The organism is Campylobacter vulpis (assembly GCF_014217995.1).
In the GTDB taxonomy this organism is placed as follows: Bacteria; Campylobacterota; Campylobacteria; order Campylobacterales; family Campylobacteraceae; genus Campylobacter_D; species Campylobacter_D vulpis.
On the sequence record NZ_CP041617.1, the window covers coordinates 1,276,549 to 1,289,927 of the forward strand.

The following is a 13,379-nucleotide window of genomic DNA, read 5'->3' on the forward strand; positions in this document are numbered from 1 at the left end:
CATAAAAGAAAGATAAAATTAAGCAAAATTAAAGCAAAATTTTCGACAAAACACCCAAAGCAGCACTTTGACTTTTCAAAATAAAAGGTGAATTTAGAGCAATCTTATCTTTAATCTTCCTTTTTTCACTTTGGCTAAATCCTCCCTCAGCACCGATAAAATAAAGTGTATCTTTATCAAATTCTTTTTTTTCTCCCTCAAAATCTACTAAAACAACCTTAGGATAAATTGTTAAAAAATGATCTACATTTTCATAAAGCTCAAGCTCCATCAAATCCCCTCTTCCACACTGCTGACAAGAATTAATAAGAATTTTTTCAAGGCGTTTTTTATCAATTTTAAAATTTTTTTGTGAAAATTCACAATAAACCAAAATCAGTTTTTGCAGTCCCATTTCATTAAAAAAGGGTAAAATCTTTTCCAAAATTTTAGGCTCTATTACACCTAAAGCTAAACTAACTCCACTTTTAAAAGTTAAAATTTCTTTTTGTGAGCTAAGGTTTAGGACACAGCTATTTCTTTTTACATCACTAATCTTATAAGTGTATAAAAAGTCATCTTGAAAATTACGCAAATTTAGACTTTCGCCCTCTTTAACTCTTCTTACTTTAAGGTGTAAAAAAGCCTCTTTTTCTAAAAAAATGCAGGGATTTTTCGCTTCTTTATGATACAAAAACTGCATAACTAACATCAATAAAGGGTATTGCAAGTAACAAAAGCTCAATAAGCAAAATCGCTAAACTAGCCCATCTAAAACCAACATAACGCCTTACACTACGTGCTTTTTTAAATAAAATAAACTGAAAAATAGCTAAAGTTAAAATTAAAATCCACATCAAAAGCATCATAAAAAAGCGTAAATTTGCCTCAAAACCCTTAAGTGCCCAAAGCAACAAGCCTGTAAATAAAGCAAGAATTAAAAAAAGATAAAATATAGGCAGAAAAAGTCGAATTCTGCGGATAAAAATAAATTCTGTTTTAAAATTTCCCTGCGTTAAACCAAGATAAAAAAGGATTAAAAATGCACTTGCATAAAGTGTATAAAGATGTAAAGCTAAAAAAAACTCATATCCTTGCATTAGCGCGCCTCATCTTCGACTGGTAGGGGAAGATTATTATCATTTAGCTCGGTCTTTTCGTCATTTTGTTCAATTTGCACCACTTCATCTTCAACACTTTTTTTGACTTCTTGCTCCTTTTCTGCACTACAAGCTCCCAAAAATAAAGCTAGAAATAAGATTAAAATGCTAAAAATCTTCATTATAACTCCTTAGGATTGATAAAAATATGAGTTCCACAAAGCTTTTCATAAAAGTCTTCATCACTCCACTCCGCCTTAATCGCCTTAGAAAATTCTATCTCCTTTAACGAAATTTTAGGCAAAAGCTCACTGTAAGCATCCTCTCTAAAACCTTGCGCGTAGCCTGTTCTTGTCTCGTGTATGATGATACTTTGAAGTTTTACGCCCTTTTCGCCATTTTGCATTTTTGTTTTTTCTAGCAAAGCGTCAATTAAGACAAAAAACACACGACAAAAATTCTCCGCACTCACATTTACAGGCAAAAGCACCCAACGACTAGAATATTTTTTCATTTCATTGAGATAATTTTCATCATCACCCCTAAAAAGCGTAATGGCGTGGTCAAAACTATCTACAATTTGTTTTATTTCATTTTTCAAAAGTCCAAAGTCATACACCATACCAGCATTATCCAAATGCCGACTCTCAAGCAAAATTTCTATCTTATAAGAATGTCCGTGAATGCTCGTTTTACAACGCTTAGAGGAACAAAATCTCACAATATGTGCATTTTCAAATTCAAGCATTTTTCTAATAATCATACGCCCTCTTTATCTCCCCAAAGTCTAATGTGCATTCTATCCGTGTAATTATAGCCATTTTTTAAGCAAAAATTAACCAAAGCAAGGGCATTTTTCTTAAGCTTTGTTTCATTTTCTCCCAAAGGCATACAATAAACCTCATTTTTTACCACGCTTAAAATTTTCTCAATCTCCTCTTCAGCCTTGTTTAAAAATTTCTCCTCCAAAACAAATTTGTAAAAGCTTTTTTTTGCTTTTTTTTTGAAAGCTTTTAAGGCTTTATAATTTAGTCTTTTTTCCTTTGAAACTCCGCTATTACTAAGCTTTATGCCAAGTGCAAAGATACATTTTTTATACAAAGGATATTTTTTAAAATCGATTTTAATACTCGCATTTGTTTCAAAATGCACCTCAAATTTCGCCTCCAATAAAAGCGTAATGAAACGCAAAAACTCCGGCTTTTTATGATGGATTAAAGGCTCTCCGCCCGTTATCACAACAATGGGTTTAAAATCCTTAGCCAAAGTCAGCACTCTTAAAAAAAGCTCTCTTGCATTGAATTTACTATAAGTATTTTGATATTCTTTTGTAAAAACAGCCCTTAAAGTATCGCAACCCACAAGCTCCTTGCCCTCTTTTTGCTTTTTGACATTAAAGCCCACACAATTAAAATTGCACCCAGAAAAACGCACAAAAACAGCCAAATTTCCAGCAAATTTTCCCTCACCCTGTATGCTTAAAAAGCTCTCAACAACTTGCATTTATCCCCCCGTTTGATAAAAGGCACGCTTAGAAATTTGATTATCATTTAATTTCCATTCGTTTTTTTCAGGCTTATTTTCTAACACTTTGACTAAAATTTGCAAGGCTTTTTCAATATCTTTTGAACGCATTGCTTCCTTAATGCTTAGTGCATCTTCGTGATACAAACAAGGGATTAAAAGTCCCTCAGCACTTAATCTTATACGGTTGCAATTCTTACAAAACGCATCGCTATGCGGGTCGATAATGCCAAATTCATAGCCGTTTGCACTATATAAACTCACGGGAGCAAATTCGTCTTTTTTAATTAAAGAAATTGTATATTTTTGTGATAAAAGTTTGATGATTTCATCTTTTTTAAGTCCTCTTAAAGCTCCGTAAGCGTGGATATTTTCCATAAATTCTATAAAGCGAATTTGCATTTTTTTATTTTTAGCAAATTCTAAAAGAGAAATTAACTCATCATCATTTAAGCCCTTAAGTGCAACAGTATTAAGCTTCACCTTAAAACCGCAAGAAATCGCCTCCTCAATGCCCGCTAAAACCGAACTTAAAACATCTTTTTGGGCAAGTTTTTTTGCTTTTTTAGAATCTAAGGTGTCAAGGGAGATATTAATGCGTTCAAGCCCTGCATTTTTCAGCTCTTTAGCATAGTCTTTTAGCAAAAAACCGTTACTCGTTAGGGCTAAATCTATATCATTTTTATAAGTTTTTATCATCTTAATAAAGACACTTAAATCCTTACGAAGTAAGGGTTCTCCACCACTTATGCGAATTTTTTTCACCCCTCTATCAATCAATTCTTTTACAAAAACAAACATCTCCTCAAAGCTTAAAAGCTCTTCCTTTGGCACATAATCAAAAGGGATTTTAGGCATACAATAAAGACAGCGAAAATTGCACCTTTGCGTAACAGAAATACGAAGATAGGTAATATGACGACCGAAACTATCAATTAACATTATTTTATAATCTTTTTAAATTTCAAGACTAGCTCGACATTACCCGTGCCTATTCTTAAATCTTTAGCAATTTGCTCTATGCTCTTGCCCTCTTTAAACAAATCAATGATTTTTTGCTCTTCGGCATCATAATTTGGCGTAAGCTTTGTGATGCTTTGTGCCTTTTGTTCTAAGCTTAAAAGCCTTTCTTGCTGTTCATTTTGAAACTGCTCAATGATATGCTCCATACCTTGCAAACTTTTTAAAATCGGTAAAATTTTATTCGCGACCTCTTTTTCTAGCAAAATTTGCATTTCATTTCTCAAAAGCTCGTTATTATACTCCTCATCAAAAGCATCGCGGCTTAAAAGTTCTTTTTTAACATAATGAAGTTCCTTACTCATATCCTCCACAACGCTTTCAAATTTTGACAATTTAAGGCTTTGTTCCTTGTCTTTAAGATACATATAAGCAACAATCGCCGCAAATAAAATAACGATAAACACCAAATAAAGCAATTCTTCACCCATTACCAGCTTCCTTTTTTTCTCTAATCACATTTCTTTGAATTTCAACCACAAAAGCATTATAAGAAATTAAATCCTCTGGTTTAATTTTAGTAATTTTAGCCAAATTTCCACTTTGTGCTTTAAAAAATAGGGCTATTTTTTGATGATTTAATTCAAATCTCGCATAATAATCTTTACCGCTTTCAAGCATATTTTCTAAAAATTCTAAGTATTCAAAATTTAAAGCCTTAATGTGCGTTTTGTATTTTAATGCAAGCAATTCTTCTTGGCGGAAGAGATGATTTTCTATACGGATAATATCTTCTTTAAGGCTTAAAAGTAAGTCAAAAATAACCCTCTCACTCTCCTCAAAATCGACCTTATAAATAAGCTTTTTCCATTTTACTAATTTAGAATTAATATTGATATTTGCATATTCGCTTAAAATTTCACTTTTACTTTCATCAAATTCATCAAATTCTATCTTAAATCTTGTTTGAAATAAACTCATCTCCATAATAAATCCACCAAAACAAAAATGAAAAACACCACACTTAAATAGCCATTTAAGGTAAAAAACGCCCTGTCAATGTGATCGAAATTTTTACGCACGATAAAATGCTCCGCCATTAAAATAGCTCCACAAATTAACACTCCCAAAAAAGCAATACCACCAAGCGGTGCTACCCACACAAACAAAAGCCAAAAAAGCGTAGCTAAAAAATGACAAAAAGCCGAGATAAAAAGCGTAGCATTTACTCCAAATTTCGCAGGGACAGAATACAAACCGACCTTTTTATCATACTCCATATCTTGCAAAGCATAAAGCAAATCAAAACCAGCCGTCCAAAAAGTAACACCCAAACACAAAATCACACTAAAAAGATGAATTTCGCCCAAAACAATAATACTCCCCGCCACAGGTGCAAGTCCTAAACAAAAGCCCAAAACCAAATGTGCTAAAGAACTAAAGCGTTTAAAAGCTGAATAAAATGCTAGTAAAAATAATACGGGAAAGGAAAGATAAAAGGCAAGAGGATTAATAAAATAAGAACAAATTATGAAAATAAGAGCATTAACAAGGATAAAACCCCAAACACTCATCTTGCCGATACGACCGCTAATATTGGGGCGATCCTTACAGCGAGGATTATCTTTATCGATGTCCTCGTCCATTAAACGATTTGTAGCCATAGCGAAATTTCTAGCACTCACCGCACAGATAATGCCCAAAATCAAAGCACTAAAGCCAAACCAAACGCTATCATTTTTAATTTGAGAAGCAACTATCATCGCACAGAATAAAAAAGGCAAGGCGAAAATCGAATGCTTAAACACCACAAGTTCCAAAATATCTTTAATCTTTACCCACAATACATTCATTTTTAGCCTTTAAATTTTTGCTATAATTTTACTTAAAATAAATAAATTTTTAGGAAAAAATGGCTATGTTTTTTGAATTTGCACTCATAGGCACCACAGCTAGTGGGAAAACAGCCCTTGCAAATGCTCTTGCTTTAAAATTTGATGCTGTGATTTTAAGCCTTGATAGCCTTTGTGTATATAAAGAAATTAACATAGCAAGTGCTAAAGTAGAAAAAGAAATTTTAGAAAAAATTGCTTATTTTGGTGTCAATCTTTTAAGCGTTTGTGAGCATTTTAATGTGGGCTTGTTTATCGACGAATATCAAAAAGCTAAAACCTTTGCTAAAGAAAAAGAAAAGCCTCTCATTATCACAGGTGGCACGAGTTTTTATCTCAAAACAATGATGAATGGACTTAGTGCCAAAATAGAAGAAAAGCCTACAACATTAAGCAACGACGAAATTTACACCCTTTGCCTACAAATAGACCCAGAATTTAAGGTAGCTAAAAATGATAGTTACCGCCTTAAAAAATGGCTCAATATCTATGAAATCACAAAAGAACTTCCTAGCGAATTTTTGCGAAGAACGAAAAAAGAAGGGGTTTTAAAAGAGCTTGAAATTTATGAATTGCATTGGGATAAAGAAGAGCTTAAAAAAAATATACAAAAACGCACAAAACTTATGTTAAAACAGGGCTTAATTGAAGAAGCTAGAGGACTTTTTACGCATTTTGATGCTAATTTAAAGCCGTTAAACTCCATAGGATTAAAAGAGACTAAAGCATATTTAAATGATGAAATTTCACTTAAAGAACTTGAAGAGCTTATCAATACTCACACCGCACAACTTGCTAAAAGACAAAGAACTTTCAATAAAAAATTCTCAAGCACTCCGCTTAAATTTTCTCAAGCTTTTGAATTTTTAAGCAAGAAATTCAATTAGCTAAAAGGGTATTTTTCTCCCTGCATAAATTTTGCCAATTTGACGACCCGCTGACCTCTAAACATTCTTTAAGGCTTTGTTTTTGGGCATTTGTATCCTTTAGACTTTCATAAATTTGACTTCTTGTATAAAGTGCTCTTGCCTTATCACTAGGACTTAATTTAAGCTTAACTAAATCTTTTAAAAGCTCTAAAGCTTTGTCAAATTCGGCATTTTTTTGTAGGGTTTCTAGGTAAATAAATTCCAAATTTGGACTAAAAAGATTAATGCCCTTGTAATTTTGATAATCAATCGCCTTAGGTGCATAAGTTAAAATCGTAGTCGTCATATTTCTATCTCTAGCGTAAGAAATTAACTCATCATAAGCCTCAACCATAGTAAAATTCATAGGAAAACTTTCTAAAATTTGCAAAATTTTAATAGCGTCATTGTAGTGATTTAAGCGTAAAAATGAAACAAATTGCAAATAATATGCCTTAAATTCCTCTTCTTCACTTTTTAGAATTTTAGAATCATTTATCTCTTTTGCTAAGGCTATACTTTTAGCATATTGTTTATTATCAAAATAAATTTGTGCCTTTTGAAGATGATAAAAAATGCTATCTTCGTGGGCGTTTTTATCGATGTATTCTAAAGCTTGATTAATCTTAGAAGTTCTTTGCAAACAAGCAAGCATTTGCTTTTTATTCTCTATTTTTTGTCCTATTTCATAAATGCTAAATTGTGTAAAAATTTTCACAGCCTCAATACACTCATCTTTTTTAAGATTTGCTTTTAATTCCTCAATAGCCGCCATTTCCAAAAGTTTAGTAGCATTAGGCAATTGACTTTGTTCAATGATATTTTTATAAGCTAAAACAGCAGGGTAATTTTTCTCCTTAAAATAAAGCTTAACATCTTCATCTAAGGCTTTGCGGGCTATGCTTTCATCTTTAAGCTCATATTCTTTCATTAAATCTTTATAACGCGTGTGTAAAAGCGTGGCATTATTATCCCCCACCGCAAAAAAAACTTCATCGTTAGCCTTTTTGATGGAATCTAAATATTTACCATCGTGGTATTCATTAAGATACAAATCAATATAGCGTTTCGCTTCGTTAGGTTTTGCGTTTTGTGCTAAAGAAAGGGCTAAATTTTTCAAGGTCTCTTCATAGCGTTCGTCGATTCTAGGCATTTTAGAAAAAGTATGCAAATAAATTTGCGAACTGATGTCATAATCTTTTATCGTATAAAATAGCTTGGCAAGCTCTAATGAACGTGCGATATCTTTGCCAAAATAACTCGCATTAGCCTTTAAAATAGTATTTGTAAATTCTCTAGCTTTAAAGGCATTATGATTTAATAAATAATCTCTAGCCAAAGCCATAGCTGCCCTTGAAGCAAGGTCTAAATTATCTGTATTAAAATAAATATCTTCATAAATTTTAATCGCCCTATCTTTTTCATTAAGATGATAAATATAATCAGCATATTCAAGACGAGAAAGCTGGGTAAAATCATTTTTAGGAAGTTCATTTTCCAAAATAGACATTGTATAATCCACATCTTTTCTCTGCGAAAGTGCAATATAGGTTTTAAGCATAATGTGTAAAATTTCTGCGTAATTTTTATCACTTGTAAAAGTTCTCGTATAGGTTTTAATCTCATCAATCATTTTTTCTAAGCTTTGTTGGTCTCTAATACTTGGATTTTGCGTATAAATTTCACTTTGTGCTCTAAGTTTGTAAAGCATAAACTCGCTCATAAAAATACTGCCCTTATAACGTATTATGGCGTTTTGTGTATCGGTAATCACCTGCATAAAATTACCTTTTTCAAATTCACTTTTAATACGCAAGTAGGTATTAATATCCGCACTTTGCGGGATAATTACTGGATCTGAGTTTAAATCAAGAGCCCCTACAAATGGCAAAGTTTCGTGAGGGAAAACAATGTCAAAATCCAAACCATCATCCATATGATGCGAAGTCATTTGATGCGAAAAGACAAAGGTAAAACCTTTAGAGCGGTGCGAATTTAAAACGCTTAATTCTTTATCCTCGTAAATATTTTGAGAAAGATTAAACATTTTTGCATTAATTTTTGGGAAAATAAACATTTTAATTTTTTGTTCTTCTTTTTGAAATTGAAGATCAAAAAGGGCGAAATTTTGATTTTTTAATTCATTATTTACCACGCCCGTAATTTCACATTCAAAAAAAAGCTTTGCCTCGTTAATTTTTTGCATACAAGTAAAAGGCTCATCATTTTTAGCGTGTAAAACAGCAAAAGGCTCACTCTCTTCACGACCAGAATTAAGAACAAGTTCAAAAGAAAATGCTAAAGAAATGCTAAAAAATAATAAAATTAAAACTCTCATATAAAATTATATCAAAACTCTTATAACATCAACAACAATGCAAAAACATTTACGATAATGCAAAGCATTAGAGCTAATTTTTGCTCCCATTTTAAATCTTTATAAAGATCTTTTCCCACAATCTTTCCTCTCACAAAAAAAGAATGAATGATGATTTTTAAATAATTATAAAGCATTAATACAGAAGCTAAAGCCACAAAAAGTGCTAAATATGCCAAATCATTTTCTACCAAAGATTTTAGCACCATAAATTTGCCCCAAAAAAGTCCCAAAGGAGGAATTCCAGCCAAAGAAAGCACACAAAATCCCAAAGCAAAAGCTAAAAATGGTTTGACATTTAGTAAAGAATTTAAAGTCTCAAAAGAACTTTTTTGCAAGGTGCTTAAAATTAAAAAAACACCATAATTCGCAAAAGCAAACAAAATCCAGTAACCAAAAACTACCCAAAATACAAAATTTAAATCATCTCCCAATTCAAAACTTAACATAGGCACAAGTGCGACTAATACAAAAGAAGAATGCACCACAGAAGAATAGGCAAACATCTTTTTCACATCTTTTTGACTCAAGGCTGCTAAGGAAGCGACTATCATAGAAAAAACAGCTAAAACGGCAATGATAGTGCCAAATTCTACATAATTGAAAAAATCAAAAAGTCTTATAAGCACAGCAAACATTGCTATTTTAGGCACAACAGAAATAAAAGCGACCAAATTAGAATGGCTCGCATAATACACATCACGCAACCAAAAATGAAAAGGAGCTAAAGAAAGTTTAATGGCACAAAGAACAAAAATAAGCACCCCAGCACTCAAAAGCCAAATGTCCTTCAATCCGCTATTTAAACTTAAAGATAAATCAAATTTACCCGTTTTAAAATAAATAAAAGCACAAGCTAAAACGAAAAATCCACTCCCAACAGCCGCAACGCTAAAATACTTAAGTGCCGATGAGATGGCATTGCGATTTCCTTGCATTGCGATAAGTGTATAAAGAGCCAAAGAAGAAGCCTCAAGCCCGATGAAAATCAAAAGTAAATTTGAGCTTGAAACCATAAGCATTAAAGAGGCTATCATAAATAAAAACAAAGCATAAAATTCGCCAATATGGTCTTTTTTGTCCATTAAAAGATATAAAAAAGAAAAAAGCAAAATGACACATTGTGCATAAAAGGCGATAATGTCATTATTTAAAGTGCCTAAAAAAGCATTTGAATTAAAGCCAAAAGCATTGACATTAGAAAGTTCTAAAAAAAAGCTAACCATTAAAGCTAAAAGGCTTAAACTAGCATAAAAATTTGCCTTAAAACGATAAAAAGCCGAACAAAGCAATAAAACGATAGCCACAGCGATTAAAAATAAAAAGGGATAGGCTAATTCAATATTTAAATCAACTCCATTTAAAAATTCACTCATCTCGCCCTCCTCTTAAAAAATTCACATTTTTTTGCTCTAAAGCTCTTAAATACATCGTCTCTTGCAAAGATTTAGCTTCATCTTGCAAGGGTTTTAATAAAATATTTGGAGCTATGCCCAGATAAAAAATTAAAGCAATAACAGGGATTAAAGCTAAAATTTCTCGAATTTTAAGTCCAAAACTAGCAATTTCACTTTCTTTTTGCATAAAAAAGATTTTTCTAAATACTGCTAACATATAAATCGCACCTAAAATCACTACAAGCCCCACAAACAAAGCTAAGAAAATATTAATTTTAGCTAAGGCTAAAAGCACTAAAAACTCTCCCACAAAAGATATAGTCAAAGGCAAAGACACGCTGGCAAGTAAAAGCAAAGCGAAGAAAATCGAAAAACCCGGAGCCTTACTTGATAAAGAATGCAAAAATTTAAGCTCACTAGTGCCATATTTTTTAACCAAAAGATGTGCCAATAAAAACAAAGTTCCCGTAACCAAACCGTGAGCAAACATATAAAAAACCGCCCCACTAATCCCTAAAATGCTAAAAGTAAAAATTCCAGCCACCATAATGCCAATGTGAGAAATCGAACTATAAGCAATAAGCTCTTTTAAATCTCTAGTTTTAAAAGCTATCATCGCGCAATATACAACGCTAATCATACATAAAATTAACACAAAAGGCATTAAAACTACACTTGCATCAGGAAAAAGTGGTAGGCAAAATTGCAAAAAGCCAAAAGGTGCCATTTTAAAGGCTACAAGCATTACAGGTACCAAAATGGGCGAATTTGCATAAACCTTAGGCGCCCAAGTGTGTAGAGGAAATAGAGGTGCTTTAATCGCAAAAGCTACAAAAAAGGCTAAAAAAAGCACAATTTGCTGTGAAAGTGGGGTTACAGAAACATTATTTTTCCAAAGTTCTAAATCAAAGGTGAAAATTCCTAAAACTTGCTGGGTCAAATAAGCCTGATAAAGTATAGCTACAAGCATTAAAATAGAACCTGCGAAAGCATAAATGAAAAATTTAATCCCTGCCTTAAAATCCCTACCATAAACACCCAAAATATAAAGCAAAGGCAAGAGTGAAAATTCCCAAAAAATATAAAAAAGCAAGGCATCTTGTGCACTAAAAAGCCCCATCATCGCAAATTCTAAAATGAAAATTGCACTCACAATCGCCTTATTTTCAACCCTCAAAAACAAAAAGCTTAAAAAAATCATCAAAGAGCAAAGCAGCATTAAACTCAACGATATAGCACCAACACCAATATGAAAACTAAAAAATTTCGCAAAGCCTAAGTTAAAATGACTCTCAAAGCTCACTCCCTGCAAAAAATCGTAAAAAATTTGTCCATTAAGTCCTAAAACAAGCAAACTCGCCACAACGCTAAAAATTTTAATCCCACCACGCCCCAAAAAAAAGCTTAAAAAAGCGACCAGTAAAGGAAAGAAAATTAAAATATTTAACATTTAAACCCCCCATACCAAAAGAAGTAAAATCACAAAAGCTCCTACTATAAAATAAAGCATTAAACTAAGGCTATTTGGCATAAGAATTTTTTGAGAAAGTTTAAATGCGAAAGCACTCATTGCCCTTACACAACCATCAAGCAATTCTATGTCAAATTTCCTTGCCACTTCGCACAATGAAGCGTATTTTGAAACCAAAAATTGATGATAAAAACGCGGGATAAAATAGTCATTTTGTAAAAGCTTATACACACTTTTTTGCTCGATACTTTCTTTAAACCAAGAAAATTTATATGCTAAAATCGCCAAAAACACACCAAGCACCGCAGCAACACTTGCTAAAATCATCACTAAGCCATTTTGTGCGTCAATAAAAACAAGCTTAGTGCTAAGATACTCTAAAAAACTATGCTCAAAAAAACCCGCAACAAAAGCTAAAATCACCAAAGGACTCATAGCTAAAAGAGCGATTTTACTCGCTTCGTGCGGATGAGCGCTGTGTCTTTTAGGCGTAAAAAAAACTAGCATTAAAAGTCTAAAACTATAAAAAGCCGTCATAAAAGCAGCAATTAAAAGTGTTAGAAAAATTCCGTGATGAAAGCTAATGAAAGCATAGCCTAAAATCAAATCCTTGGAGAAAAAACCCGCAAAAGGATAAATTCCAGCCAAAGCCAAAGAAGCAATGGTCATAAAAATAGCAGTGATTTTTAAAGGCTTAGCTAATCCGCCCATTTTTTTAATATCAAGCTCATCGTTCATCGCGTGCATCACATTACCAGCACCTAAGAACAGCAAAGATTTAAAAAAGGCGTGTGTAGCTAAATGAAACAAAGCCAAAGCATAAGCACCAAGTCCAGCTGCTACAAACATATATCCAAGCTGCGAAAGGGTAGAATAAGCAATAATGCGTTTTAAATCTCTAGCTACTAAAGCCATAGAAGCGGCAAAAAGTGCCACAAAAGCACCTAAAATAGCTATTAAATACCCAACTTCAGGAACTAAGTCATATATCCCCCCAGCCCTAATAACCAAATACACCCCAGCTGTTACCATAGTTGCAGCGTGAATGAGTGCTGAAACGGGCGTAGGTCCCGCCATAGCATCGGCTAACCAAGTGTGAAGTGGAAATTGTGCGGATTTTCCCATAGCACCGATGAAAAGGCAGCTTGCAATGAGTATTAAAGCATTATGTTCAAGGCTACTAACCATAGCAAAAACCTCGCTATATTTAAGTGTGCCAACCTGTAAATAAAGCCAGAAAATTCCAAGCAGCATACCCAAATCAGCGATTCTATTCATAATAAAGGCTTCATTTGCCGCAAAAGAATATTTATCATTATGATACCAAAAGCCAATGAGTAACCAAGAGCAAAGTCCAACGCCTTCCCAGCCGACAAAAAGTCCTAAGAAATTATCACTCATTACCAAAAAAAGCATAGAAAAAACAAAAAGTCCAAGATAGGCAAAAAATTTATTAAATCCCTCGTCTTTTTCCATATAAAAAATACTATAAAAATGCACGCAAGTCGCTACTATACCGACAACGCTCATCATACTCAAAGACACAGCATCAATGTCAAAACCAAAATTTACACCTATAAACCATTCAAAAAGCGTAAGATTAAAGCTCGCATTTTCAAAAAACAAAATCAAAGAAGAAATCGTGCTTAAAGCAATAAGTAAAGAACAGGCAAAGCCAAGTAAAATACTTCTTTGCTTTAAAGCAAAAATGCTAGCAAGCAAAAAGGACGCAAAAGGTGCAAAAAGAGAAATTAAAGCTAAATTTTGCATA

14 protein-coding genes are annotated in these 13,379 nt (G+C 32.8%); 1 reads left to right on the forward strand and 13 read right to left on the reverse strand.

The genetic code is table 11. The annotated features are described in order from the left end of the window. Window positions 1-28: 28 nt before the first annotated feature. Genes CVULP_RS06560 through mqnP form a run of 9 tightly spaced genes read right to left on the reverse strand, consistent with a single transcriptional unit; the run spans window position 29 to window position 5,416 of the window. Window positions 29-682: a 16S rRNA (uracil(1498)-N(3))-methyltransferase gene (locus CVULP_RS06560; RefSeq protein WP_099460931.1), complete on the reverse strand. Its 654-nt coding sequence runs from the start codon at window positions 680-682 to the stop codon at window positions 29-31. Next, window positions 663-1,079: a hypothetical protein gene (locus CVULP_RS06565; RefSeq protein WP_099460930.1), complete on the reverse strand. Its 417-nt coding sequence runs from the start codon at window positions 1,077-1,079 to the stop codon at window positions 663-665. Before CVULP_RS06565 ends, CVULP_RS06560 begins: the two co-directional genes overlap by 20 nt. Further along, a complete protein-coding gene (locus CVULP_RS06570; RefSeq protein ID WP_099460929.1) occupies window positions 1,079-1,261 on the reverse strand; it encodes a cytochrome C in 183 nt (60 codons plus the stop codon). The genes CVULP_RS06565 and CVULP_RS06570 overlap by 1 nt, the downstream gene beginning before the upstream one ends. Then, window positions 1,261-1,842 (reverse strand): 6-pyruvoyl trahydropterin synthase family protein, encoded by a 582-nt coding sequence (locus tag CVULP_RS06575; protein ID WP_099460928.1) that lies wholly within the window; start codon window positions 1,840-1,842, stop codon window positions 1,261-1,263. The genes CVULP_RS06570 and CVULP_RS06575 overlap by 1 nt, the downstream gene beginning before the upstream one ends. Then, window positions 1,839-2,582, reverse strand: coding sequence for a 7-carboxy-7-deazaguanine synthase QueE (locus CVULP_RS06580; RefSeq protein ID WP_099460927.1), 744 nt, complete (start codon window positions 2,580-2,582; stop codon window positions 1,839-1,841). The genes CVULP_RS06575 and CVULP_RS06580 overlap by 4 nt, the downstream gene beginning before the upstream one ends. Continuing rightward, window positions 2,583-3,545: a GTP 3',8-cyclase MoaA gene (gene moaA / locus CVULP_RS06585; protein WP_099507211.1), complete on the reverse strand. Its 963-nt coding sequence runs from the start codon at window positions 3,543-3,545 to the stop codon at window positions 2,583-2,585. Then, window positions 3,545-4,054 (reverse strand): DUF6115 domain-containing protein, encoded by a 510-nt coding sequence (locus CVULP_RS06590; RefSeq protein WP_027303918.1) that lies wholly within the window; start codon window positions 4,052-4,054, stop codon window positions 3,545-3,547. The genes moaA and CVULP_RS06590 overlap by 1 nt, the downstream gene beginning before the upstream one ends. After that, complete coding sequence (locus CVULP_RS06595; protein ID WP_099460924.1) at window positions 4,047-4,550, reverse strand: hypothetical protein; 504 nt, start codon at window positions 4,548-4,550, stop codon at window positions 4,047-4,049. Before CVULP_RS06595 ends, CVULP_RS06590 begins: the two co-directional genes overlap by 8 nt. Then, window positions 4,541-5,416 (reverse strand): menaquinone biosynthesis prenyltransferase MqnP, encoded by an 876-nt coding sequence (gene mqnP / locus CVULP_RS06600; RefSeq protein ID WP_099507210.1) that lies wholly within the window; start codon window positions 5,414-5,416, stop codon window positions 4,541-4,543. Before mqnP ends, CVULP_RS06595 begins: the two co-directional genes overlap by 10 nt. A 65-nt stretch (window positions 5,417-5,481) precedes the next feature. Here mqnP and miaA point away from each other — a divergent pair, with 65 nt between their 5' ends. Then, a complete protein-coding gene (gene miaA / locus CVULP_RS06605) occupies window positions 5,482-6,342 on the forward strand; it encodes a tRNA (adenosine(37)-N6)-dimethylallyltransferase MiaA (protein WP_180753029.1) in 861 nt (286 codons plus the stop codon). Here the strand turns inward: miaA and CVULP_RS06610 are convergent. Genes CVULP_RS06610 through nuoL form a run of 4 tightly spaced genes read right to left on the reverse strand, consistent with a single transcriptional unit; the run spans window position 6,335 to window position 13,378 of the window. Next, on the reverse strand, window positions 6,335-8,701 hold the full coding sequence (locus CVULP_RS06610) for a tetratricopeptide repeat protein (RefSeq protein WP_099507208.1): 2,367 nt from the start codon (window positions 8,699-8,701) through the stop codon (window positions 6,335-6,337). The genes miaA and CVULP_RS06610 overlap by 8 nt on opposite strands. A 20-nt stretch (window positions 8,702-8,721) precedes the next feature. Beyond that, a complete protein-coding gene (locus CVULP_RS06615) occupies window positions 8,722-10,116 on the reverse strand; it encodes an NADH-quinone oxidoreductase subunit N (RefSeq protein WP_099460920.1) in 1,395 nt (464 codons plus the stop codon). Continuing rightward, the gene (locus CVULP_RS06620) at window positions 10,109-11,587 is read right to left on the reverse strand and encodes an NADH-quinone oxidoreductase subunit M (RefSeq protein ID WP_099507207.1); all 1,479 of its coding nucleotides are present in this window, start codon (window positions 11,585-11,587) and stop codon (window positions 10,109-10,111) included. Before CVULP_RS06620 ends, CVULP_RS06615 begins: the two co-directional genes overlap by 8 nt. Further along, window positions 11,588-13,378 carry an NADH-quinone oxidoreductase subunit L gene (nuoL, locus tag CVULP_RS06625; protein WP_099507206.1) on the reverse strand — a complete coding sequence of 597 codons (1,791 nt, stop codon included), beginning with the start codon at window positions 13,376-13,378 and terminating at the stop codon, window positions 11,588-11,590. Window position 13,379: the final 1 nt, after the last annotated feature.

What these genes read in the sequence shown, in the direction of transcription:
- CVULP_RS06590 (WP_027303918.1), bottom strand. Translation starts at nt 4,054, where the DNA reads ATGGGTGAAGAATTGCTTTATTTGGTGTTTATCGTTATTTTATTTGCG.
- CVULP_RS06620 (WP_099507207.1), bottom strand. Translation starts at nt 11,587, where the DNA reads ATGTTAAATATTTTAATTTTCTTTCCTTTACTGGTCGCTTTTTTAAGC.
- CVULP_RS06570 (WP_099460929.1), bottom strand. Translation starts at nt 1,261, where the DNA reads ATGAAGATTTTTAGCATTTTAATCTTATTTCTAGCTTTATTTTTGGGA.
- CVULP_RS06610 (WP_099507208.1), bottom strand. Translation starts at nt 8,701, where the DNA reads ATGAGAGTTTTAATTTTATTATTTTTTAGCATTTCTTTAGCATTTTCT.
- moaA (WP_099507211.1), bottom strand. Translation starts at nt 3,545, where the DNA reads ATGTTAATTGATAGTTTCGGTCGTCATATTACCTATCTTCGTATTTCT.
- CVULP_RS06615 (WP_099460920.1), bottom strand. Translation starts at nt 10,116, where the DNA reads ATGAGTGAATTTTTAAATGGAGTTGATTTAAATATTGAATTAGCCTAT.
- CVULP_RS06575 (WP_099460928.1), bottom strand. Translation starts at nt 1,842, where the DNA reads ATGATTATTAGAAAAATGCTTGAATTTGAAAATGCACATATTGTGAGA.
- miaA (WP_180753029.1), top strand. Translation starts at nt 5,482, where the DNA reads ATGTTTTTTGAATTTGCACTCATAGGCACCACAGCTAGTGGGAAAACA.
- CVULP_RS06565 (WP_099460930.1), bottom strand. Translation starts at nt 1,079, where the DNA reads ATGCAAGGATATGAGTTTTTTTTAGCTTTACATCTTTATACACTTTAT.
- nuoL (WP_099507206.1), bottom strand. Translation starts at nt 13,378, where the DNA reads ATGCAAAATTTAGCTTTAATTTCTCTTTTTGCACCTTTTGCGTCCTTT.
- CVULP_RS06580 (WP_099460927.1), bottom strand. Translation starts at nt 2,582, where the DNA reads ATGCAAGTTGTTGAGAGCTTTTTAAGCATACAGGGTGAGGGAAAATTT.
- CVULP_RS06560 (WP_099460931.1), bottom strand. Translation starts at nt 682, where the DNA reads ATGCAGTTTTTGTATCATAAAGAAGCGAAAAATCCCTGCATTTTTTTA.
- CVULP_RS06595 (WP_099460924.1), bottom strand. Translation starts at nt 4,550, where the DNA reads ATGGAGATGAGTTTATTTCAAACAAGATTTAAGATAGAATTTGATGAA.
- mqnP (WP_099507210.1), bottom strand. Translation starts at nt 5,416, where the DNA reads ATGAATGTATTGTGGGTAAAGATTAAAGATATTTTGGAACTTGTGGTG.